22 protein-coding genes are annotated in these 23,237 nt (G+C 65.1%); 16 read left to right on the forward strand and 6 right to left on the reverse strand.

Annotated features, from left to right (window positions below; genetic code table 11):
• Nucleotide 1: 1 nt before the first annotated feature.
• Entirely contained in the window at nt 2-1,195 is a 1,194-nt protein-coding gene (locus tag API01S_RS16905; RefSeq protein WP_006221167.1) for an alpha-D-ribose 1-methylphosphonate 5-triphosphate diphosphatase, read from the reverse strand.
• 116 nt (nt 1,196-1,311) lie between these two features.
• Complete coding sequence (phnF, locus tag API01S_RS16910; RefSeq protein WP_006221166.1) at nt 1,312-2,034, reverse strand: phosphonate metabolism transcriptional regulator PhnF; 723 nt, start codon at nt 2,032-2,034, stop codon at nt 1,312-1,314.
• A gap of 184 nt (nt 2,035-2,218) precedes the next feature.
• Between phnF and phnG the strand changes: the two genes are divergently transcribed.
• From phnG to API01S_RS16955, 9 genes are all read left to right on the forward strand, one after another.
• Nucleotides 2,219-2,689: a phosphonate C-P lyase system protein PhnG gene (phnG, locus tag API01S_RS16915; protein WP_061305373.1), complete on the forward strand. Its 471-nt coding sequence runs from the start codon at nt 2,219-2,221 to the stop codon at nt 2,687-2,689.
• A 1-nt stretch (nt 2,690) separates the two neighbouring features.
• A complete protein-coding gene (phnH, locus tag API01S_RS16920; RefSeq protein ID WP_061305375.1) occupies nt 2,691-3,320 on the forward strand; it encodes a phosphonate C-P lyase system protein PhnH in 630 nt (209 codons plus the stop codon).
• Between the two features lies 1 nt (nt 3,321).
• Nucleotides 3,322-4,437, forward strand: coding sequence for a carbon-phosphorus lyase complex subunit PhnI (locus tag API01S_RS16925; RefSeq protein ID WP_061305377.1), 1,116 nt, complete (start codon nt 3,322-3,324; stop codon nt 4,435-4,437).
• A gap of 8 nt (nt 4,438-4,445) precedes the next feature.
• Complete coding sequence (locus tag API01S_RS16930) at nt 4,446-5,363, forward strand: alpha-D-ribose 1-methylphosphonate 5-phosphate C-P-lyase PhnJ (protein ID WP_061305633.1); 918 nt, start codon at nt 4,446-4,448, stop codon at nt 5,361-5,363.
• Nucleotides 5,360-6,136 (forward strand): phosphonate C-P lyase system protein PhnK, encoded by a 777-nt coding sequence (gene phnK / locus API01S_RS16935; protein WP_050730826.1) that lies wholly within the window; start codon nt 5,360-5,362, stop codon nt 6,134-6,136. The genes API01S_RS16930 and phnK overlap by 4 nt, the downstream gene beginning before the upstream one ends.
• Nucleotides 6,137-6,138: 2 nt before the next feature.
• Nucleotides 6,139-6,879, forward strand: coding sequence for a phosphonate C-P lyase system protein PhnL (gene phnL, locus API01S_RS16940; RefSeq protein ID WP_061305379.1), 741 nt, complete (start codon nt 6,139-6,141; stop codon nt 6,877-6,879).
• Nucleotides 6,861-8,060, forward strand: a complete 1,200-nt coding sequence (locus tag API01S_RS16945) for an alpha-D-ribose 1-methylphosphonate 5-triphosphate diphosphatase (RefSeq protein ID WP_061305381.1) — start codon at nt 6,861-6,863, stop codon at nt 8,058-8,060. The genes phnL and API01S_RS16945 overlap by 19 nt, the downstream gene beginning before the upstream one ends.
• Nucleotides 8,061-8,091: 31 nt before the next feature.
• A complete protein-coding gene (locus API01S_RS16950) occupies nt 8,092-8,634 on the forward strand; it encodes an MOSC domain-containing protein (protein ID WP_006221157.1) in 543 nt (180 codons plus the stop codon).
• A 125-nt stretch (nt 8,635-8,759) separates the two neighbouring features.
• Nucleotides 8,760-9,194 carry a hypothetical protein gene (locus API01S_RS16955; RefSeq protein ID WP_006221156.1) on the forward strand — a complete coding sequence of 145 codons (435 nt, stop codon included), beginning with the start codon at nt 8,760-8,762 and terminating at the stop codon, nt 9,192-9,194.
• 123 nt (nt 9,195-9,317) lie between these two features.
• Here the strand turns inward: API01S_RS16955 and API01S_RS16960 are convergent, their stop codons facing one another.
• Together API01S_RS16960 and API01S_RS16965 are read right to left on the reverse strand one after the other, a co-directional pair.
• Complete coding sequence (locus API01S_RS16960) at nt 9,318-9,695, reverse strand: hypothetical protein (RefSeq protein WP_039884448.1); 378 nt, start codon at nt 9,693-9,695, stop codon at nt 9,318-9,320.
• 91 nt (nt 9,696-9,786) lie between these two features.
• The gene (locus API01S_RS16965; protein WP_039884447.1) at nt 9,787-11,049 is read right to left on the reverse strand and encodes a dicarboxylate/amino acid:cation symporter; all 1,263 of its coding nucleotides are present in this window, start codon (nt 11,047-11,049) and stop codon (nt 9,787-9,789) included.
• A gap of 363 nt (nt 11,050-11,412) precedes the next feature.
• Here API01S_RS16965 and API01S_RS16970 point away from each other — a divergent pair, with 363 nt between their 5' ends.
• The gene (locus API01S_RS16970; RefSeq protein WP_061305383.1) at nt 11,413-12,312 is read left to right on the forward strand and encodes an SMP-30/gluconolactonase/LRE family protein; all 900 of its coding nucleotides are present in this window, start codon (nt 11,413-11,415) and stop codon (nt 12,310-12,312) included.
• 12 nt (nt 12,313-12,324) lie between these two features.
• Here API01S_RS16970 and API01S_RS16975 read toward each other — a convergent pair whose 3' ends face one another.
• Together API01S_RS16975 and API01S_RS16980 are read right to left on the reverse strand one after the other, a co-directional pair.
• Entirely contained in the window at nt 12,325-13,971 is a 1,647-nt protein-coding gene (locus tag API01S_RS16975) for an ABC transporter substrate-binding protein (protein ID WP_061305385.1), read from the reverse strand.
• Between the two features lie 207 nt (nt 13,972-14,178).
• Nucleotides 14,179-14,952, reverse strand: coding sequence for an IclR family transcriptional regulator (locus API01S_RS16980; RefSeq protein WP_006221151.1), 774 nt, complete (start codon nt 14,950-14,952; stop codon nt 14,179-14,181).
• A gap of 235 nt (nt 14,953-15,187) precedes the next feature.
• Between API01S_RS16980 and API01S_RS16985 the strand changes: the two genes are divergently transcribed.
• The 6 genes from API01S_RS16985 to API01S_RS17010 all read left to right on the forward strand — a co-directional run bounded on the left by API01S_RS16985 (nt 15,188) and on the right by API01S_RS17010 (nt 23,096).
• The gene (locus tag API01S_RS16985; RefSeq protein ID WP_061305387.1) at nt 15,188-16,510 is read left to right on the forward strand and encodes an ArgE/DapE family deacylase; all 1,323 of its coding nucleotides are present in this window, start codon (nt 15,188-15,190) and stop codon (nt 16,508-16,510) included.
• Nucleotides 16,511-16,603: 93 nt separating this feature from the next.
• Entirely contained in the window at nt 16,604-18,208 is a 1,605-nt protein-coding gene (locus tag API01S_RS16990; protein ID WP_050730831.1) for an ABC transporter substrate-binding protein, read from the forward strand.
• Nucleotides 18,205-19,182, forward strand: a complete 978-nt coding sequence (locus API01S_RS16995; RefSeq protein WP_006221148.1) for an ABC transporter permease — start codon at nt 18,205-18,207, stop codon at nt 19,180-19,182. Before API01S_RS16990 ends, API01S_RS16995 begins: the two co-directional genes overlap by 4 nt.
• A complete protein-coding gene (locus API01S_RS17000) occupies nt 19,179-20,018 on the forward strand; it encodes an ABC transporter permease (RefSeq protein ID WP_006221147.1) in 840 nt (279 codons plus the stop codon). Before API01S_RS16995 ends, API01S_RS17000 begins: the two co-directional genes overlap by 4 nt.
• Nucleotides 20,018-21,664 carry an ABC transporter ATP-binding protein gene (locus API01S_RS17005; RefSeq protein ID WP_061305389.1) on the forward strand — a complete coding sequence of 549 codons (1,647 nt, stop codon included), beginning with the start codon at nt 20,018-20,020 and terminating at the stop codon, nt 21,662-21,664. The genes API01S_RS17000 and API01S_RS17005 overlap by 1 nt, the downstream gene beginning before the upstream one ends.
• Nucleotides 21,657-23,096 (forward strand): amidase, encoded by a 1,440-nt coding sequence (locus API01S_RS17010; RefSeq protein ID WP_061305391.1) that lies wholly within the window; start codon nt 21,657-21,659, stop codon nt 23,094-23,096. The genes API01S_RS17005 and API01S_RS17010 overlap by 8 nt, the downstream gene beginning before the upstream one ends.
• Nucleotides 23,097-23,237: the final 141 nt, after the last annotated feature.

Here is a 23,237-nt window from a genome sequence, read left to right on the forward strand (position 1 = left end):
GTCAGGCCGCCATGCGCTGGCCAAGATCGTCGCCAAATACACCGGTGGCGTAGCGCAATTCACCGCCGACGATGGCGGCCACCACGCGCGGCAGGCCGGGCAACTGGTCGTCCACCACGATGGCGTCGGCAATCAGCCCCGGCGTCAACGCGCCGCGATCCTTCAGGCCCGCCGCGCGCGCCGGATTCATCGACACCAGGTTCCAGGCCTGCGCCAGCGGCAGCACGCCGTCCTGCACCAGCCGCATGACGGCGGCGAGCGGCGCGGGGTAGTAGTAGTCGGACGTCAGGATGTCGCACAGGCCGGCCTGGATCATCTCGGTCGCGCCGGGCGCGCCGGTATGGCTGCCGCCGCGCACGACGTTGGGCGCGCCGAAGACGACCGAGTTGCCCAGGTCGCGCGCCACGCAGGCGGCGTCGCGGGTCAGCGGAAACTCGGCTACGCCGCAGCCCAGCTGATGGTAGTAGCGACGCGTGGCGGCGTCCGGGTCGTCGTGCGAGGCCACCTTGAGGCCGGCCGCTTGCGCGCACACGGTCAGTTCCCGCATGGCGTCGGCCACGGAATCGGCCGCCGACATCGCGGTCCGGATGCGTTGCTGGAAGGTTTCCAGGTCGCACTGCGCGCGATCGGCGTACTGCATCAGCTTGCGCTCATCGCCCAGGCGGCGAGCCATGCCGGGCAGGTGGTCGTTCAAGGCCAGGAAGCGCACGCGGCCGTCGCGGATCCACTGCTGGGCCAGATCCACCCCGGCGATGTGATGGGTCTCGAAGCGCAGGTGCACGTAATGCCGCGCACCCATCATCGGCTTCATGCGGTCCAGCGCGTCGAACATCCGTTCGGCATAGGCCTCGCCGCGCAGGCCGCCTTCCCAGGACAAGGTCACGCCATGGAATTCGGTGGTGATGCCGTTGGCCAGCAACTGGCGGTCCACGTCGAACAACGCGCTGTCATACGGGAAGGTGACACTGGGGCGCGGCATGATGGCGCGTTCGAAGGCGTCGCCATGCAGGTCCACGATGCCGGGCAGCACCAGCAGGCGGCCGGCGTCGAACCAGGGCGCGCCGCGCGCCGGGGCGCTGGCGCCGTCGTCGATCAGCCCCCCACAAAAGCGCAGGCTGGCCTGCTCGACGCCGCGCGGCGTCAGGATGCGTTGGCCTGTGACACCGGCCAGGGGCGAAGGGGCGTGTGAGTTCATTGCGCCAAGTTATCGGTCTTGCATGACAGCCAGATGTCTAGATGAGTGTTGTTGCGATGCAGGCAGCGTTTGCCTGTTGCCGCCGAGCCTGAAAAGCACGGCGGCGGCAGAGCCGGTCAGCCGTCGTCCGCCACCATCAGCTGCACCAGGTCGCCGACGAAGCGGGTGATGCTGTATTGCAACGGCGCCCCGTCCTGATCCACGTTCAGCGCCTCGACCTGCAAGATCGGCCGCGTCTTCGGCTGGCCCAGCAGCCGCGCGGTTTCCGGCGAGGGCAGCGTGGCGGTGATGCGCGACCATTTGCGCGTGTAGTCGCCGATGCCGTAGTGCGCGTAGACCTTCGATATCGAGCGCAGGGCGGTCAGCCGATCGGCAAAATCGGGAAAGCGCTTTTGATCGAAGTAATGTTCCGACGTGCTGATGCTGCGGCTTTCGGCCTTGCCCACGATCTGCACGCGCAGCAGCGCGGCGCTGCGGGGCAGGCCCAGGTGCTTGGCGATATCGGCCACGCGCAGGGTCTGGCTGCCCAGCGCCTCCTGGTGGCCCAGCACGCCCTGGCTGCGCAGGTTTTCAGAAAAGCGCGTGCGCTTGCCGATGGCGTAATCGATGGCGTGTTCCTGCACGAACGTGCCACGCCCCTGCTCGATACGCACCAGCCCGCTTTGCTCCAGCTCGCCCATGGCGCGGCGGATGGTGTGGCGGTTGACCGAAAACTTGGCCGCCAGTTCGGGCTCTGACGGCAGCTGTTCGCCCGCCGTATAGAGCTTGTTGCGGATGTCGTCCGCCAGGGACTCGCCGATTTGCCGCCAGACGGCGATGCCGGAACCTCGTTCAACCATGGGGTGCGCTCTTGCTGTCACATCAGCTTCATGAAGAATGGCTGTGATTGTGCACCATGCGGCGGCGGCCGGATAGGCGCTGCGACGCCGCCGCCACTGTCATCAAAAATTCACGCCAGGCTGTTGAACTTGGATTTGACAGCGCTCATACTTCGTCCAGTCGTCTAGACGTGTAGAGGAAATTATGGATCACTCACAAGCAGGGCAGGATGCGGCCAACGCCCGGCGCGCCGCCTGGATGCGCGTGCTGGCGCTGGCCGATCCGGCCGCGTTGCACGGCGCGTTCAGCGCCTTGGGCAGCGTGCCCGCGCACCAGATGCTGCGCCCCGCGCAGACAGGCATGGCAATGGTGCGGGCCCGCAGCGGCGGTACGGGCGCGCGCTTCAACCTGGGCGAAATGACGGTGACCCGTTGCGCCGTCACGCTGGCCGATGGGGCGGTGGGCGTGGCCTACGTGCAGGGGCGGTCTTTGCGGCACGCCGAGCAGGCGGCCGTGGCCGACGCGCTGTTGCAAATGCCCGATTGGCACGATGCGGTGCAGGAGAAGCTGGTCCAGCCGCTGGCGCGGCAACATGCCGACAAGGTCGAGGCCCAGGCGCGCGTCGCCGCCCAGACCAAGGTCGAATTCTTCACGATGGTGCGAGGCGAGGACTGATATGCAGCCACAGACATCCATGGCGCCCGCCGCCCGGCGCGGCCTCTTGCCCGGCCTGGCCGATCCCGTCAACGACGCGCAAACCACCTTCCGCGCGGCGCTGCGCGCCTTGGCGCATCCCGGCCAGGTCGAGCAGATCACGGCCGAGGCCGGCGTGCCCGCCGGCCTGTCGCCCGCGATGACGGCGCTGCTGCTGACCTTGGTGGACGGCGACACGCCGCTTTGGCTGCCCGAGCAAGTGAGCGATGACGTCGTCGCCTTCCTGCGCTTTCATTGCGGTTGCCCGATAGTGCCGTCGCCCTCGCTGGCGCGCTTTGCCGCCGTGCCCCGAGGCTGCCGCGCGCCCGCGCTGTCGGCCTGCCATCCCGGCGACCCCGCGTATCCGGACCAGTCCACCACCTTGCTGATCGAGGTGGACAAGCTGGCGGCGGACGGCGCGGATCAAGACGTCGTCACCCTGAGCGGCCCCGGCATCCAGACGCGGCGGGCGCTGTCGGTGGCGGGTCTGCCCGAGGGATTCTGGCGCGAATGGCGCCTGAACCAACAACGGTTTCCGCTGGGCGTCGATGTGTTCCTGACGCAAGGCCGGCGGCTTTGTGGATTGCCGCGCACGACGCGCGTGGAGAACTGATATGTATGTCGCCGTCAAAGGGGGCGAACGCGCCATCCTGAATTCCTATCGCATGCTGGACGACTACCGGCGCGGCAACCGCGACGTTCCGGCGTTGAGCCTGGACCAGATCCGCGAGCAGATGCCGCTGGCGGTGTCGCGCGTGATGGCCGAGGGCTCGCTCTACGATCCGCATTTGGCCGCGCTGGCGCTCAAGCAGGCCGCGGGCGATGCGATCGAAGCCGTGTTCCTGCTGCGCGCCTATCGCACGACGCTCTCGCGCCATGGCTATACGCAGCCGATCGACACAGGCGCGATGCGTTTGCAGCGCCGCATTTCGTCGACCTTCAAGGACGTGCCGGGCGGCCAGATCCTGGGCCCCACCTACGACTACACGCAGCGCCTGCTGGACTTCTCGCTGGCCGCGCAGCACGAGTCCGACGCGCTGCCGCCAGCGGGCGAAGCCTTGGACAGCGCCATGCCGCGCGTGACCGACCTGCTGGCGCACGACGATCTGATCGACGCCGAACCCGTGCCCGAGGGCGACCCCGAGCCCTTCGACCTGACCCGCCAGCCCCTGGAATTTCCGGCCTCGCGCGCCGCGCGCCTGCAAAACCTGGCTCGCGCCGACGAAGGCTTCCTGCTGTCGATGGGTTATTCCACGCAGCGCGGTTATGGCAACACCCATCCCTTCGCGGCCGAGATCCGTTACGGCACGCTGGAAGTGCAGATGGTGGTGGAAGAACTGGGCTTTGCCGTCACGGTAGGGGAGATCGAAATCACCGAATGCCAGATGGTCAGCCAGTTCGCCGGCAACGCCGAAGACGGCCCGAAGTTCACGCGCGGCTACGGCCTGAGCTTCGGCTACGGCGAACGCCGCGCGATGTCGATGGCGCTGGTGGATCGCGCACTGAAAGCCCAGGACCTGGGCGAACGCGCGGATTCTCCCGCCAATGATCATGAATTCGTGCTGTATCACAGCGATAACGTCGAGGCGTCCGGTTTCACGCAGCACTTGAAACTGCCGCACTACGTGGACTTCCAGGCCAACCTGGAACTGCTGCGACGCCTGCGCGCCGACCGCCAGACGCCGCAACCCGCTCACAGCGATTTGATGGATGAGGCGGTTTCCCAATGACCATGCCCATGAACTTGCAAACCAACTCGCAAACGAACGCCCAAGCGGACCGCCACGCCGCCCCGGTCGAACGCGACGAGCACTACAACTTCGCGTATCTGGACGAATCCACCAAGCGCATGCTGCGCCGCGCCTTGCTCAAGGCGGTGGCCATCCCCGGCTATCAAGTGCCGTTCGGCAGCCGCGAAATGCCGCTGCCCTATGGCTGGGGCACGGGCGGCATCCAGGTCACCGCCGCCATCATCGGCCAGGACGATGTGCTCAAGGTGATCGACCAGGGCTCGGACGACACGACCAACGCCATCAACATCCGCCGCTTCTTCGGCCGCGTCACGGGCGTGGCCACTACGCAGTCCACCACCGAGGCCAGCATCGTGCAGACGCGCCATCGCATCCCCGAGACGCCGCTGCGCGAAGGGCAGGTGATGGTGTTCCAGGTGCCGATTCCCGAGCCCCTGCGCTGGCTCGAACCCAGCGAGACCGAAACGCGCACCATGCATGCGCTGGCCGAATATGGCGGCATGCACGTCAAGCTGTACGAAGACATCGCGCAGCACGGCCACATCGCCACCACCTACGACTACCCCGTCATCGTCAACGGGCGCTACATGATGCGGCCTTCGCCCATCCCCAAGTTCGACAACCCCAAGCTGGACGGCAGCCCCGCGTTGATGCTGTTCGGCGCGGGGCGTGAGAAGCGCGTCTACGCGGTGCCGCCGTATACCTCGGTCAAGAGCCTGGACTTCGACGATCACCCCTTCACCGTCGAAACCTGGACCGAATGCTGCGACCTGTGCGGCTCGCGCGACAGCTATCTGGACGAGATCATCCTGGACGACGCCGGCACGCGCCGCTTCGTGTGTTCGGACACCGAATACTGCAACCACCGCCAAGCGCGGCAACCCGACAGCGAGGCCGCCGCATGAACGCGCATCCATTGCTTTCCGTGCGCAAGCTGACCCGCACCTGGGACGGCGTGCACGGCTGCCGCGACGTCAGCTTCGACCTGTATCCGGGCGAAGTGCTGTGCATCGTCGGGGAATCCGGCTCGGGCAAGAGCACCTTGCTGTCGGCGCTGTCTCATCAGACCCCGCCCGATGCCGGCAGCGTCTGGTATGACACCCGCGACCAGGGCTTCATCGATCTTGCCGGGCTGCAAGGCGCGCGGCTGCGGCTGTTGTCGCGCACCGATTGGGGCTTCGTGCGGCAGAACGCGCGCGACGGGCTGCGCATGCAGGTCAGCGCGGGGGCCAATATCGCCGAGCGGCTGATGGCCGTGGGCGATCGGCACTATGGCGATCTGCGCGCGGTGGCCGGCAACTGGCTGCAAAAGATGGAAATCGACGTGGGCCGGCTGGACGATACGCCGGTGTCGTTTTCCGGCGGCATGCAGCAGCGTTTGCAGATCGCCCGCAACCTGGTCACGCATCCGCGCCTGGTGTTCATGGACGAGCCCACGGCGTCGCTGGACGTGTCCGTGCAGGCGCGCCTGCTGGACCTGCTGCGCCAATTGGTCACCGATCTGCGGCTGGCCGCCATCGTCGTCACGCATGACCTGGCCGTGGCGCGCCTGCTGGCGCATCGCACGCTGGTGATGCGCGGCGGCGTCGTGGTGGAAAGCGGGCTGACCGACCAGATTCTTGACGATCCCCAACACCCCTACACCCAGTTGCTGGTGTCTTCCATCTTGCAGAGCTGAACATGCGCGCATCCATTCCCATGATCGAGGTGCGGGGCCTGGTCAAGAGCTTCACCCTGCACAACCAGGGCGGCCTGCGGCTGCCCGTGCTGGACGCCGTGGACCTGACCGCGTCCAGCGGCGATTGCCTGGTGCTGGCGGGCCCGTCGGGCACCGGCAAGAGCACCTTGCTGCGCTGCCTGTACGGCAATTACCTGGCCACGCAGGGCAGCATCCGCGTGCGTGATGGCGACGATTGGGTCGAACTGGTGGGCGCGCCCGAGCAGCGCATCCTGGCGCTGCGCCGTGACGTCATCGGCTATGTCAGCCAATTCCTGCGAGTCATTCCGCGCGTGTCGGCGCTGGATGTGGTGGCCGAGCCGCTGCGCATGGCGGGCGTGGACGCGGACGCCGCGCGCGAGCGGGCTGGCGCGTTGTTGCAGCGGCTGAATGTGCCGCCGCGTCTGTGGGGCCTGGCGCCCGCCACGTTTTCCGGCGGTGAGCAGCAGCGGGTGAATATCGCGCGCGGTTTCATCGCGCAGCATCCGATCCTGTTGCTTGATGAGCCCACGGCATCGTTGGACGCCGATAACCGGCGCGTGGTGATCGCGCTGATCCATGAAGCCCTTGCTGCGGGTCGATGCCTGCTGGGCATTTTCCACGATGCCGAGGTGCGCGACGCCGTCGCCACCCAGACCCTGGCGCTGCGCCCCGCGCCGTCCATGAGCCCCACCCTGGAACCGACATGCCAAGCTCATATCTGACCCATGCCCGCGTGATCCTGCCCGACCGCGTGCTGGAGAACAGCGCCGTGCTGATCGAGGATGGCCGCATCCAGGCCATCGAGCCGGACGGCGCAAGCGCCGAGCGTGTGATCGACCTGCAAGGCCAGACCCTGATGCCCGGCTTGATCGACCTGCATTGCGATGCCATCGAAAAGGAAGCCGAACCGCGTTCGCGCGTGCTGTTTCCGTTGGACTTCGCGGTGGCGCAGGTTGACCGCCGCAATGCCGCTGCCGGTATCACCACGCCGTTTCATGCACTGTCGTTTGCCAACAATGAATGGGGCGTGCGCAACAACGAGACGGCGGCGCAGGTGGTGCGCGCGCTGCGCGCTTTCCGCCAGCACAGCCTGGTGGACAACCGTGTGCATTGCCGCTATGAAGTCACCGACGAAACTTCCGTGCCGGTGCTGCAAGCGCTGATGGAAGAGGGCGCGGTGGACCTGCTTTCCGTCATGGATCATTCGCCCGGACAGGGGCAGTTCAAGACGCTGGAATCCTATCTGCAATACATGATGGGCAATCATGCGATGAGCCGCGAGCAGGCGGAAGAGGCGGCCCATGCGAAGACGCGCGCCAAGGACGGCGCGGTGACGCGCGTGCAGGCGCTGTTGGCGCATGCGCAGGCACGCGGCATCGCCACGGCCAGCCATGACGATGATTCCGTGCAACGCATTGCCACCATGCGCAACCTGGGCGTGTCGATGAGCGAATTTCCCATCACGCTGGACACGGCGCGCGCTGCGGTCTCCTGCGGGCTGCCGACCATACTTGGCGCGCCGAACGTGCTGCGCGGCCAAAGCCAGAGCGGGTCGATGCGAGCCATAGACGCGATCCGTGCGGGCGTGGCCAGTTGCCTGTGCTCGGACTATCAACCGTCTACGCTGATCGCCGCCGCTTTCGCCGTTGCGGCGCAAACCGACCTGAGCTGGCCACAAGCCATCGCGCTGGTCACGGCCAACCCCGCCGACGCCTGCGGCCTGTCCGACCGGGGCCGGATCGCGGTGGGCCAGCGGGCCGATCTGGTGGCCGTGGCCCAGGTGGGCGCATTGCCGCTGATCAGTCACACCTGGTCGGCTGGCCGGCTGGTATTCTCCACGCACTATCTGCCGACGCGTTCGCACGCGGCGGCGGCCCCCGAGCCGCAATGCGCGGCGGCCTGAGCCGCTGGCGGCGTCTTTCTGGAGTTCCGCGATGAATCCGATCGTGATAGCGGTGGCGCTGGGCGCCACGCACGCGTTCAGCAAACCGGTCGTGCCCACGATCATGTTGCTGCGGGGGCTGGGCGTCGAAGGCGACGCGCACCATGGGGTCACCGTCAAGCATCGATCGCGCGTGCGCGTCGACCCCACGCAGCCGAATCTGCGTCAGGTGCATCTGATCCAGGCCGAACTGCATGACGAGCTTCAACTGGCCGGCTTCAACGTGGCCGAGGGCACGATGGGCGAAAACATCACCACGCGCGGCATCGACCTGCTGGCCTTGCCGCGCGGGGCGCGCCTGCGCATCGGCGAGGACGCCGTCATCGAGATCACCGGGCTGCGCAATCCTTGCGTGCAACTGGATCAATATCAGAAAGGTCTGACGGCGGCGGTGTTGGGCCGCAACCCCGATGGCAGCCTGCAACGCCGCGCCGGCGTGATGGCGATCGTGATAGAAGGCGGGGCGGTAACCCCGGGCGACGCCATCCGCACCGAGCTTCCTGCACTGCCGCATTTACCCCTGGATCGGGTGTAGAGGCAAAAACATCGCGCGCGGCCACAGACGGGTCGCCGCGCATCTGGTTAAATGGCGAAAGGCGTAACGGCCTGAGGCGCAGCCGATACTTTTTCGGCTCGCCATCCATTTTTCCGGAGCGCGCGATGGCACGATTCAATTTCAACCAAGACCCCGAAGAACCCGATCTGTGGGCGGCCGAAAATGTGCCCGCTGGCAACGGCCGGCCTCCCATCCACGTCATGATCCAGACGGATGGCGAAGAACCCGACAGCGGCGCGTCCAAGGTGGTCAAGGCAATCATCGACAATCTGGACGATCACATCCTGGCGGCGGCCGAGTTCCTGCTGGATAACTATTCCTACGAGCACTACAAGAAGCTCGGCCTGGAAGACGACCAGCTGCTTCAGGAAGAAACCGCCGAAGCCATGGCCGAAAAGGCCGTGTTGCGCGCGTTGTGGCTGTTCGACGAAGACGGCGACGGCTATGAACTCTGGTTCACGCTGCCCTGGGACTCCGTCCACACCTACGACGTTGAATTCGAAGACGGTACGCCGGTGTCCTGCTCGGTCAACGACTGACACCTGCATTGCGCTTCATGCGGTCCATAGCGGGTCCCTGGTGGACCCGCTTGTCGTTTGCTTTATTCATTATGGGCGCGACAAACCCTGGTGACGGGTCAGAACCTGACAGCCAGCTAACACCTACTTGACCAGCTCAAACGTTGTCGACATCGCTTCTCCCAGCGATTCGTCGTAGCGGTAGCGCAGCTTGATCGGCTTGCCCAGGCGTATCTGGCCGGGCGGCGTGTCTTGTAGCGACACGTCGAGTTCGCGGTTCACGAATTCCGTGCAGTCGGTGTCCGCGCGCGCGCCCTCGGGGATGGCGGCCGCCTTCACCTTGATTCGAAACGTGGTTTGAGACAGCGCCGTACCGTCGGTGCGGCTTTGCCGCATCTGCAAGGCCGGCGTGGTGACCGTGCCTGCCAGGTCGCACGAGATGCGGGTCCAGGCGTGGGCGGCGGGCGTCGCGGCCAGCAGCGCAATGGCTGCCAGGATGCCGCGCAAGGATAGAGATGTCATGGCATGCATGAGGCGGGGGCGCTGCCAGACGCGCCGCGCCGCCGGGTCAAGAACGAGAGATGCCTATGTTGCTCCCGCCCTTGCGGCGCGGTCAAGCAGTCGCGTCGTCGCCCGCGTCCGACTCTTGCGGTCGGTCATCTTCCAGCTTGGCGATTACAGCGGTGGCCAGACTGTTGCCGACCACATTGGTCGCCGTGCGGCCCATGTCGAAGAATTGATCGATGCCCATGATCAGCAGCAGTCCGGCTTCCGGCAAATGGAACATCGGCAACGTGGCGGCCACGACCACCAGCGACGCGCGGGCCACGCCGGCCATGCCCTTGCTGGTCACCATCAGCACCAGCAACAGCGTCAATTGCTGCGCAAAGCTCATCTGGATGTTGTAGGCCTGTGCAATGAACAGCACGGCGAACGACTGATACATCATCGAGCCGTCCAGATTGAACGAATAGCCCAGCGGCAACACGAAACCCGAAATGCGCTTGGATACGCCAAACCGTTCCAGCGCTTCGATGGTTTTCGGATAGGCCGATTCGCTGCTGGCGGTGGAAAAGGCCAGCAGGGTCGGTTCCTTGATCAAACCCCCCAGGCGGCGCGTGGACTTGCCCAGGAACAGATAGCCGACGCCGAACAGAATGGCCCACAGCAGCGCCAGGCCCAGGTAGAACTCGCCGATCAGCTTGCCGTAGCTGACCAGCACGCCCAAGCCTTCGGTGGTGATGGCGGCGGCCATGGCGGCGAACACGCCCAGCGGCGCAAAGCGCATCACGTAGTCGGTCACGCGGAACATGATCTTGGCCAGCTCGTCGATCATGGTGTAGATCGTGTTGTGGCCCTTGCCGCGAATGAACGACAGCGCGGCGCCGAAAAACAGCGAGAACACCAGGATCTGCAGGATCTCGTTGTTGGCCATGGCTTCGGCGATGCTCTTGGGGAACACGTGCGCGATGAACGCCTTGAGCGTGAAGTCACCCGTTTTCAGGCCCGACGTGATGCCGGTGTCCGGAATGGCCAGGTTCATGTGCGCGCCGGGCTGAAACAGATTGACCAGCAGCAGGCCCAGCAATAGGGACACCGCCGAGGCGGCGATGAACCACACCATGGCGCGCAGGCCGATGCGGCCCACCGCGTTGGCGTCGCTCATGCTGGCCAGCCCCGACACCAGCGTGGCGAAGACCAGCGGCGCGATGATCATCTTGATCATGCGCAGGAAGATATCCGTGACCAGGCTGAAGTAAGAGGCGATCTGCGCCGCATGCGTGGCGTCTTGCGCCGTTTTGTTGCAGAGGTAGCCCACCACGACGCCCAGCACCATGGCGATGCCGATGTAACGCGTCAGCTTCTTTGTATTCATGATCAAAACGGAAACGAGGGACCTGTCGCTCGGCCCGCAGTCGGGGCGTGGCCCGCCGGCATGGGGCGAGGCAGGACGGGGTCCGGTGAGACGAATATGCCAGGGTCCCCAGAGTGCGGGTTTTCCCTTGGGGCGCGATGTTAACGCTGCAAACCTGACAGTTAGTTGTCAGTTTGGGGGCGGATCAGGGGGCGATTCCCAAGGCGCGGGGCGATGAAAGCGGGATACGTTTGGTATCAATATTCCGCTCTCGCCGGTACGTCGCCGGCCATGCCAGAATGGGCCCGCTCCGGCGTCACCAGACGGCCAGGGGCGCAACGATAAGAACCGGCCCCGACCGGGGCGATAAAAGGAGACAAGGCAATGCCGAAACGCGAATTGTCCGAGCTGGCGTCCGGGTACTCGTACCTGGAAGGGTTGCGATGGCACGAGGACCGCTTGTGGGCGTCGGATTTCTATACCGGACAGGTGATCGCCGTGGATCTGGCCGGCAAGGTCGAGACGATCTGCCACGTGCCGGAGCAGCCCTCGGGCCTGGGCTGGCTGCCCGATGGCCGCTTGCTGATCTCATCCATGAAAGACCGCAAGGTGCTGCGTCGCGAGACGGATGGCACGCTGGCCGTGCATGCCGACCTGTCGGCGCTGACGGGTGGCCATATCAATGACATGGTGGTGGACGCCGAAGGCCGGGCCTATGTGGGCAATTTCGGCTTTGACCTGATGGCGGGCGCGCCGGTCGCGACAACCACGCTGGTGAAGGTCGACACGGACGGCGTGGCGCAAGTGGTGGCCGATGGGCTGTGCTTTCCCAACGGTTCGTTCATCACCGCCGATGGCAAGACGATGATCGTCAACGAAACCTTCGGCAACCGGATTTCCCAATTCGACATCCTCGCCAACGGCGCGCTGGGTCCCCGGCGCGATTGGGCCAACTTCGGCGCCTTGCCCGACAGCGATGACCTGTCGGTGCTGATCGCGGCGTCGGCCATCGGCCCCGATGGTGGCGCGCTGGATGCGGAAGGCGCGGTGTGGGTGGCGGACGCCATCGGCAAACGCATCGTGCGGGTCGCGCGCGGCGGCCAGATTCTTGAGCAGATCGACACCGGCGAGCTGGGCATCTTTGCCGCGGCGCTGGGCGGGCCCGACGGCCGCACCTTGTTCATGGCCGCGGCGCCGGACTTCATCGAAGCCAACCGCCGCGCCAACCCCGAGGGGCGAATTCTGATGACCCGGGTAGACGTGCCGCACGCCGGCCGCCCCTGATGCCCCGATAGCCTACTTCGGCGCCAGCCAGGCGTCGGCGTAGGTATCCACCGCACCCAGGCCCGTGGTGATGGCGCCATGCACGCGCTTGTCCAGGAAGGTGGAATAGTTGGTGTCGTCGATCCAGGCCAGCGGCACCTCTTCGGCAAGGATCTTCTGCACTTCGGTGTACAGGCGCTGGCGTTCCTCGTCCGTGGGCGCGGTGGCGGCCTGATCGAACAGCTCGTCCACTTTGGGATTGCGGTACTGCGACGTGTTGGTGAACGCCAACCCCTTTTTGATGTTGCTGCTGACGTACGTGCGCGACACGCCAATCGCCGGGTCGCCGTACTGGAAGACGCCGTTGTACGCCATGTCGAAATCCCAGTTGCCCATGCGCGTCGTCCAGCCGCCGACATCGGTGCTTTCGATGTCGATCACGATGCCCACCTTGCCCAGGCTTTGCTTCGTATATTCGGCGATGCGGCGCTGCATTTCGCCGTACGGGTTCGGGATCAGCCCCAGTTTGACGCGGACGCCCTTGGCGTCGGGTTTCAGGCCCATCTCATCGAGCAGGGCGATCGCCTTTTTTGGATCGTAGGGATATTGCTTGATGTCGGCGTCGTGGAAGCGCGTGTTGCTGTGGAACGGACCGGTCGATACGGTGCCCATGCCGAACATGATGCGCTTGGCGATGAAGTCGCGGTCGATGGCGTACATGACGGCCTGCCGGAAGCGCTTGTCGTCCATCGGCTTGCGCGCGCCGTTCATTTCAATCCAGTGCAGCGTGGACCAATACTCGTAGCCCTTTTGCGTGACGTTGATGTGCGCGAGTTTCGATACGCGCGGCATGTCGAAGGGTTCTATGTCTTGCAGCCACGCCTGCTGCACGGTGCGCTGTTCCAGCGCCAGACGCCGCGACGCGGCATCCGGGATGACGCGGTAGGTGATGCCGTCCAGGTACGGCCGGCCTTCCTTCCAATAATGCTCGTTCTTCACCAGCTCGATATACGACCCGCGCTCCCAGCGTTTGAACTTGAACGGTCCGGTGCCGATCGGTGCGTTGTTGTGCGGGTTCTGCGCCATCGGGGTGTCGACGTCGAACAGATGCTTGGGCAGGATCACGCCGCCGCCGATGTCGAACGCGTACAGAAAAGCCGAGTAGCGTTCCTTCAGCTTGAACACCACAGTGTGTTCGTCGGGCGCTGTGATGTCCTGGATGTAGCGCATCAGCGAGCGCGTGCGCGGCGTGTTGGCCAGCACCTGTTTGTAGGAAAACAGCACGTCGGCCGAGGTGAAGGGCTTGCCGTCGTGCCATTGCGCCTTGGGCTGCAAATGGAAGGTGTAGGTCAGCTGGTCATCGGACACGTCCCAGGATCTAGCCAGGCTGGGCAGCGGCTTCAAGTCGAAGGAATAGGTCAGCAGGCTCTCGTAGACCTTGCCCGCCACCATCTGGGTGGTGCCGACCTGCTGCATGGCGACGTTCAGGTTGGGCGGCTCGGGATTCAGGATTGCGGTCAGCACGCCGCCGTATTGCGGTGCGGCGTCAGCGCCCGGGGAGGGCGAAGCAGGAGTAGCAGCGGCAGGCGTGGCGACAGAAGCGGCGACAGAAGCGGCGACGATAGCGACAGCAGCCAGCAGGCCCTGCGTCAGGGCGCGGCGGACGATATTGCACTTCAAGGCAAACCTCCTTGGGTTTTAGGTATCACATATTGATACTGAAGAATCCAAGGGGCTTATGGTGCAGCAGTGCGCCGGTCGGCGCAAGGCGGCCGGCGCTAGGGATTTCCCGTGAACCAGGGGGCGGCGCCGTGATTCCGTCCGGCGCCGATGTCGCGGCGGATGCAGCGCTGGCCGCGCTGATCGATACCGCGATGGACTCCGCCCTCAGTTGCGATTCGGCCGGCCGCTCAATGCGCGCGCCGCCGAGATGGCCAGCGAACTGAAGCGCTGCGAGAAAGACTCGAGCGTCCATTCGGCCAGCAGGCCCGAGATATGTATGGCGGCAATGGGACGGCCGGTGTGGTCGACGACGGCGCTGCCCAGCACGATCTCGCCCACCATGCTTTCTTCCAGGCAGATGGCGTAGCCCTGCACGCGCGCTTCGCGCACGCGCTGGCGGATCACGTCCGGGTCGGTGATGGTCTTGGCGGTCAGCGGACGCATGTCGCTGCGCGCCAGAATGTCATCGACTTCGTCATCCGCCAGGTGCGACATGATGGCGCGGCCGCCCGACGAAGAGAACGTGGGCATGCGGCGCCCGACAAGGGTGGCATAGAAGGTCTGGCGCTTGCTCTGGCGGCGCAGCGCATAAACGATGGTCAGGTCGTCGAACAGGCTCAGGTCGACCCGTTCGCCGCATTCCTGCTGCAACTGTTCCAGGATGGGCGTTGCGCGTTCCAGCAGGGGATGGCCGCGCAGGAAATCAAAGGTCCGGTCCAGGATCTTCTTGCCCAGCACGTAGCCGCGCTGGTTGCTGCCGCGTTCCAGATACCCCAGCGCGACAAGCGTGTGCAGCATGCGCTGGGTCGAGCTGCGGTCCAGGCCGGACAGCTCGGTGAGTTCGTTCAGGCTGAGTGGGCCGGGGTGATTGGAGAAAGCCTCCAGGATGCCGAAGCCTTTCGCCAGGGATTGGTTGAACCGGGTCTCGGTTGTGGCCATGTTGATGTACTCCAGTTTCTTTTTTGTCTGCGTGGCGTTGGATCGGCGTGGGGCTTATTCGCACGCGGATACGCACTGTAGTGGCAATCGTTTTCTGCCAGGGCTAGGGAAATCACCCATGGTTTCCGTCTTGCCCCGCAATTGTGCGAACTCTATCATGCCAAATATAGATATTTAAGTATCAACTATTGATACCTAAGAAATCAACGAGTTCACAACCGACAAGGGGAATGCAATGAGCAGCGCCGTAGCAGCCAGCCTGGACCAGGCCCGTATCGCCGAAGCCGTCAACCAGCTCCGCCAGTACATGACCGACACGCTGACCGGATTCGTCCAGTGCCGCAGCCTGCCCGGGCAGGAAATGTCCGCCGCCGAATTCCTCGAAGGCGCCTTGGCGGATCTGGGCCTTGCGTCCGAGCGTATTGTGCTGCGCACCGAAGAACTAAAGAACCTGCCGCTGTATTCGCCCGCCTGCTGCCCGGACGGCGGGCGCTACAACGTGCTGGCGCGCCACGAACCGCGCAGCGCGGGCGGGCGCGCGCTGCTGTTCAACGGCCACCTGGACGTGGTGCCCACCGGCCCGCACGAACTCTGGGACCCGGCGCCGTTCAGCGGCGAGCTGCGCGACGGCTGGCTGTACGGTCGCGGCGCAGGCGACATGAAGGCGGGCATCATCTGCGCGCTGGCCGCCTTCAAGGCATTGCAGGACCTGGGCGTGCAGCCCGCGGGCGCCGTCGGCTTCAACGGCGTGCTGGAAGAGGAAAACACCGGCAATGGCACGCTGGCCACGGTGTCGGCGCTGCAAAGCGCCATCGCCGCCGCCAAACTCAGCGCGTTCGACGCGGTGGTCATTCCCGAACCCACGCACGAACGCATGATGAGCGCGCAGTTGGGCGTGTACTGGATGTACGTGGATGTCGTGGGTCGCCCGGCGCATGCCGCCTACATGACCACGGGCGTGAACCCGGTCGAAACCGGCCTGCGCATCGTCGATGCCATGAAGCAGCTGGAACATGAATGGAACCTGCCGGAAAACCGTCACCCGGCCTATCGCGAGCACGCCCACCCGATCAATTTCAATCTGGGCCAGATCCACGCCGGTGATTGGAATTCTTCCGTGCCCAGCGTCTGCACGCTGGGCATGCGCATCGCGTGCTACCCCGACATGACGATCGACGCGGCCAAGGAACTGGTCGAAAAGCGCATCCGCGCCGTCCAGGCCAGCCTGACCGACAGCGACGTGCGCATCGACATCCGCTACGAAGGTTTCCACGCGCCCGGCTGCGAATACGACCTGGACGTGCCCGCCATGCAATTGTTGGCAGACGCCCACCGCCGCGTCACAGGCGAAGCGCCGCAGCCCACGGCGCTCACCGCCACCACCGACGGCCGCCACTTCCGCTTGATGATGGACGTGCCGGTCACCTGCTACGGCCCCAAGGTGCAGAACGTGCACGGTTTCAACGAATGCGTGTCGGTGGACAGCATGGTGCGTGTTGCGACTGCGCTGGCGCTGTTCATGCACGACTGGTGCGGCGTGGAACCGCTGCAAGCCTGAGCCTGAAGGCGGCGCTGTTCCTGCTGACGGCCTTGTGCCGCTGTTGTCCCGCCGCCTTGCTTTCGCCATCTTCAACCTTACGGAATTCCTGCCATGACATTCCCGATCGCCCGGCGCGCCCTGGCGCGCGCCACGCTGGCCGCCGCCAGCCTGTTGACCCTGTCCGTATCCGTCGCGCAAGCCGCCGACACGCCGCAATATGGCGGCGTTCTGACCGCCATCGTCAGCCCCGAGCCGCCCACGCTGAACGTGGCCGTGCAGCAAGTGGCCAGCACGCAACTGGTTGCGGGCAAGATCTTCGAAAGCCTGTTGACCTATTCCTTCGACCTGAAGCCGCAGCCCGGCCTGGCCAAGTCATGGGACGTGTCTGCCGACCGCCTGACCTACACCTTCCACTTGCAGCCCAAGGTGCAGTGGCATGACGGCAAGCCCTTCTCGTCTGACGACGTGGTGTTCACCTACACCAAGGTGCTGGCCAACACGCCGCGCACGCGCACGCTGATGACCAACGTGCAGGAAGTGTCGGCGCCGGATGCGCAGACGGTCGTCTTCAAACTCAAGCAGCCGTACTCGGCATTCCTGTACGCGTTCGATATCGGCGGCGGCGCCATCCTGCCCAAGCATCTGTACGACGTCGATGCGGCCGTGGGCCAGAACCCGAACAACAACGCGCCGATCGGCACCGGCCCGTTCAAGTTCAAGCGCTGGGAACGCGGGTCCTACATTGAATTGGTGAAGAACGAACACTACTGGAAGGAAGGCCGGCCCTATCTGGACGGCATCACCTACCGTGTGATTCCCGATTCCGCGTCGCGCCGCGTGGCGTTGGAACAAGGCACCGTGCTGCAAGCCTGGCTGCAAGACATCGAGCCCGTCGATGTGGCGCGCATCGCCAAGCTGCCGACCATCAATCAAACCCACAAAGGGTATGAATACTGGTCGACCATGCAGTGGATTGAATTGAACGGCGGCCGCCAGCCGTTTTCCGACAAGCGTTTCCGTCAGGCGCTGATGTATGGCATCAACCGCCAGTTCATCGTCGACAAGATCATGTTCGGGTCGGGCACGGTGGCAACCGGCCCCATTCATCACAACACGCGCTTTTATGACGCCAACGTCAAGAAGTATCCCTATGACCCCAAGCAGGCCATCGCGCTGCTGGATGAAATGGGCTTGAAGCCGGACGCCAAGGGCGTGCGCGCCACGGTAGGCCTGATCCCGCTTCCCTACGGCGAAATGCCGCGCCGCACCGCCGAATACATCAAGCAGAACCTGGCGAAGATCGGCGTGGCCGTCAACATCGAAAGCACGGACGTGGGCGGTTGGACCAGCCGCGTGGGAAATTGGGATTTCGACATGGGCGCCAACGGTGTGTTCCAGTACGGCGACCCGGCCATCGGCGTGTCGCGCACCTACCTGGGCAGCAACATCAAGAAGGGGCTGATGTTCAGCAATACCTCGCAGTACAACAACCCCAAGGTCGACGAACTCTTCAACGCCGCCGCCACGGCCGCCACCGATGAAGAGCGCCAGAAACTGTACAGCGAAGTGCAGCGCATCCTGGTCGACGACGTGCCGGTGCTGTGGCTGGCCGACACCAACTACTCGACCTTGCTGAACAAGCGCGTGCATGACGCGGTGACGACGGCGCTGGGTGTGGTGGACACGCAAAGCGACACCTGGCTGTCCAAAGAATGAAAAGGGTCGGCAAATTCCTGGCGAACCGGGTGGTCAAGAGCGTACTGGTTCTGCTGATGATCGCGCTCTTCAACTTCTTCCTGGTGCGCGCGGCGCCGGGCGACCCGGCCGAAATCCTGGCGGGGCAGTCCGGAGCGGTGGACGCCGAGTTCATCGAAAAGCTGCGTCAGGAATTCGGGCTGGACAAACCCATTCCCGTGCAGCTGGGGCATTACCTGAAGAACGTCGCCACGTTCGATCTGGGCTACTCCTATCGGCAGCAGGCATCGGTCTCCAGCCTGATCCTGCAACACCTGCCGGCGACGTTGCTGCTGACCTTGTCGGCGTTCGCGTTCGCGTTGCTGGCGGGCGTCAGCCTGGGTACGCAGGCGGCGCTGCGGGTAGGCAAATGGGGCGACACCGTCATCACCACGCTATCGATGCTGGCCTACGCCACGCCCCTGTTCTGGGTGGGCCTGATGCTGGTGCTGCTGTTCTCGGTCAATCTGGAATGGCTGCCGGCCTTCGGCTATGAAAGCGTCGGCGCCAACCTGACGGGGCTGGCGCGCGTGGCGGATGTGGCCAAGCACCTGCTGCTGCCGGCGCTGACATTGGGCATGTTCTACATGGCTGTGTACGCACGGCTGACGCGCGCATCGATTCTTGAAATCAGCCAGCTGGACTTTGTCAAGACCGCGCGCGCCAAGGGCTTGTCCGAACGCACTGTCATCGTGCGCCACGTGCTGCGCAACGCGCTGTTGCCCGTCATCACCTATGCGGGCATCCAGGCGGGCGGTCTCATCGGCGGTTCGCTGCTGGTGGAAACCGTGTTTGCGTGGCCCGGCATCGGGCGGCTGGCGTTTGACGCGTTGATCCAGCGCGACTACAGCGTGCTGTTGGGCGTGTTCTTCGTGGCCTCGTTGATCGTGGTCGTCGTCAACCTGATCACCGACATTCTGTACACGGTGGCGGACCCCAGGATCGAACTGAAATGAAAGCGTTCATGCAATCGTTCTGCCGCAACAAGGGCGGCATCATGGGCCTGATAGTGCTGGGGCTGGTGACGCTGATGGCCGTCACCGCCAGTTGGGTATTTCCCGACAGCCCGTGGGACATCATCAACGGCCCCTTCATGCCGCCGCTGTCCGACGGCGCGTTGCTGGGCACCGACACGCTGGGCCGCGATATCGCCACCGGCATCGCGTATGGGTCCCGCGTGACGCTGGTGCTGGCGGCCGTGTCCACCGCGGTATCCATACTTGTGGGCATCACGGTCGGGGCGTTGGCCGGCTTCTATGGCGGCCGCGTGGATCAGGCCATCGTCGGCTTCATCGAGCTGTTCCAGACCATTCCCAGCTTCTTTCTTGCGGTGGTGCTGGTGGCGATCCTGACGCCCAACATGGCTACCGTCATCTTCGCGATCGCGGTGGTGTCGTGGCCGCCGCTGGCGCGGTTGGTGCGGGCCGAATTCATGAGCCTGAAGAATCGTGAATTCGTGCAAGCCGCCATGCTCGCCGGGCAATCGAACCTGCGCATCATCCTCACGCAGATCCTGCCCAACAGCCTGTCGCCCGTGATCGTGTCGGGCTCGCTGATGATCGCCAGCTCGATCCTGCTGGAATCGGCCCTGAGCTTTCTGGGCCTGGGCGACCCGAACGCCATGACGTGGGGCTACATCATCGGCGCGTCTCGCAGCGTGTTGCGCGACGCGTGGTGGATGAGCGTGTTTCCGGGCGTGGCGATTCTGCTGACGGTGTTGTCCCTGAACCTGATCGGCGAGGCGCTGAACGATGCACTGAACCCCAAGCTGGCCCGCCGGAGGACGACCTGATGACTACCGACCACAACAGCGCGCTGCTTGAAATCCGCGACCTCAGCGTCGCCGCCGCCCACGGCGGGCCGACGGTGGTGCGGGGCGTGTCCTACACCGTCAACCGCAATGAGATCCTGTGCGTGGTGGGCGAATCCGGTTCCGGTAAATCCGTGACGGCGCACGCCATCATGGGCTTGCTGCCGGCCGATCAACTCAACATTACGCAAGGGCAGATTCTCTACAGCGGACGCGATCTGGTCGGCATGTCCGCCACCGATTGGTACGGCCTGCGGGGCCGCTGCTTCGGCATGGTGTTCCAGGAACCCATGACGGCGCTCAATCCCATCATGCGTGTGGGCCGGCAGGTCGACGAGGTGCTGGAGCGTCACACCAACCTGAGCGCCGCCGCACGCAAGCAACGCGTGCTGGAACTGTTCGCGCAAGTGCTGCTGCCCGATCCGCAAGCCATGTACGACGCGTTTCCGTTTCAGTTGTCGGGCGGGCAGCGGCAACGCGTGGTGATTGCGATGGCGCTGGCGCTGGAACCCGACGTGCTGATTGCCGACGAACCCACCACGGCGCTGGACGTGACCACGCAGGCGCAGATCCTTGGCCTGATCAAGGACATCCAGCGGCGCATGGGGATCGGCGTCATTTTCATCACGCACGATTTCGGCGTGGTGGCCGACATTGCCGACCGCATCGTCGTGATGCGCAAAGGCGAGGTGGTGGAAGCAGGGACCGCCGACGCCATCCTGAACCAGCCGCAGCATCCGTACACGCGCCAACTGATTGCCGCCGTGCCGCACAAGCCCGAGGGCAAGGAAGAGGGCGATGCCACAGCCCCGCTGATGGTGGTGGAAAAGCTGTGCAAGACCTTCGCCACCGGCGGGCGCCGCGTCGATGCGCTGTGGGATATCTCGCTGGAAATCCGGCAAGGCGAAACGCTGGGGCTGGTAGGCGAATCCGGGTCGGGCAAGTCCACGCTGGGCCGCACGCTGATCGGGCTGATTTCGCCCGATAGCGGCAGCGTCCGCATGCAGGGCCAGGAGCTCGTCGGCTTGAAGCCGCGCGACTTCCGCCCTTATCGCCGCCAGATCCAGATGGTGTTCCAGGATCCCTATGCCTCGTTGAATCCACGCCATCGCGTGATCGAAGCGGTGGCGCAAGGGCCGATTGCCTTTGGCGAAAACCGCAAGACCGCGCTGCGCGAAGCGCGTGAATTGCTGGAACTGGTGGGCCTGGGCGGAGACGCCGGAGATCGCTACCCGCATCAGTTCTCTGGCGGCCAGCGGCAGCGCGTCGGCATTGCGCGCGCCCTGGCATTGAAGCCCCGGCTGCTGGTCGCGGATGAAGCGGTGTCGGCGCTGGACGTCTCCATACAGGCGCAGGTGCTGGACCTGCTCAAGACCGTCAGCGGGCAATTTGATTTGTCGGTGCTGTTCATCACCCACGACTTGCGCGTTGCGGCGCAAATCTGCGACCGCATTGCCGTGATGCGGCAGGGCGAACTGGTGGAGCTGGACCGAGCGGCCACGATTTTCTACCACCCCCAACATGAATACACGCGCCGCTTGATTGATTCTGTGCCGGGCAAGTCCTGGAACAAACCCGATCTTGAGACGCTGTCGGACCCCTCAACCAGGAGCAAGCAGTATGCGTGACACCGAGTATCAGGCGCTGGACGGGCTGGCATTGGCCGACCTGCTGGCAAGGCGCGAAGTCCGCCCTGAAGACCTGATGGCCTGCGCCATCAAACTGGCGCAGGAACGCGCGCCGGCCATGAATGCGCTGTGCTACGAGCGCTATGAAGAATCGCTGGACCTGGCGCGCGCCTGGGAACACCGGGGCGTGTTTGGCGCCATTCCCTTTCTGCTGAAGGATTCCGGCCTGGCGCACACGCGCTTTCCGTCCAGCCTGGGGTCGCGCTTGCTGAACGACACCCGCTATGCCCGCAACGCTACGCTGGCCGACCGCTTTGAAGCTGCCGGCCTCATCCCGTTCGCGCGCACCACCGTGCCCGAATTCTGCATGGCGCCCACGACCGAAGCGGCGCGCAATGGCGGCCCCACGCGCAACCCCTGGGACCCGACCCGGTCCACGGGCGGCTCCAGTGGCGGCGCGGCGGCGGCGGTGGCCGCGGGCATCGTGCCGCTGGCGCACGGCAGCGACGGCGGCGGCTCCATCCGCATTCCGGCCGCGGCTTGTGGCGTGTACGGCTTGAAGGTATCGCGGGGCCGCGTGCCGATGGGCCCGTTTCGTGGCGAAGGCTGGGGCGGGCTGGCGACCGACGGCGTGCTGTCGCGTTCGGTGCGCGATACGGCCGCGGCGCTCGACGCGATCAGCGCCCCGGAACCCGGCGCGCCCTACACGGCGCCCGCCGCGCCGGTGTCGTATCTGAAACTGTTGGCCCAAGCGCCGCGCAAAATGCGCATCATGCTGTGGCGCACCGCGTTCAGTGGCGTACCGGTGGCGCCCGAATGCGTGGCCGCCGTCGAGCACGTCGCCGCATTGTGCCGCGATCTGGGGCATGAGGTCGTGGACGGCACGCCGCCCGACATCGACTATGACGCGTTCGTGCTGGCGCATGCCAATGTGCTGGCGGGCAATATCGTGCTCTCGGTCGACACACGCCTGGCGCTGACCGGCCAGTCCTTGCGCGACGACGACCTGGAGCCCGTCTTGCGCCAGGGTTACGAGTACGGCAAGTCGCTGCCGGCCGCGCAGTACATCGGCAGCGTGAACCGCTTTCACGCCATCGGCCGCATCCTTGATGGCTATATGGAAGGCTATGACGCCATCCTGTCGCCGTCGCTGACGCAATTGCCTTTGAAGCTGGGTGAACTGTCCACGGCGGCCGGGTCGTTCCTGGACTTCCGCCGCCAGGCCGCCAGGTATGGCACGTTCTCGGCGGCATTCAACGCGTCGGGCCAGCCAGCGGCAAGCCTGCCGCTGGTCTGGACGGAAGCGGGCCTGCCCGTGGGCGTTCAGGTGGTGGGCCGCTATGGCCGTGAAGACATCGTGCTGACGCTGTCGGCCCAACTGGAACAGGCGCAGCCCTGGGCCGGCCGCATCGCCGTTCCCCGGCCCGGCTGAGGGACGGAACCGATGAGGGGGCGGCGCTGCCGCCCCGCTTCACCGTCCGCCTTGTCCATCCGGCATTCGGGTGATTCGCAGGGCGAGGCTCCGGTGTGCCATCGTCTGAATGGACCGGATACGGCCGGTTGCAAGACCTTT

The organism is Achromobacter piechaudii NBRC 102461 (genome assembly GCF_001571245.1).
GTDB lineage: Bacteria > Pseudomonadota > Gammaproteobacteria > Burkholderiales > Burkholderiaceae_B > Achromobacter > Achromobacter piechaudii.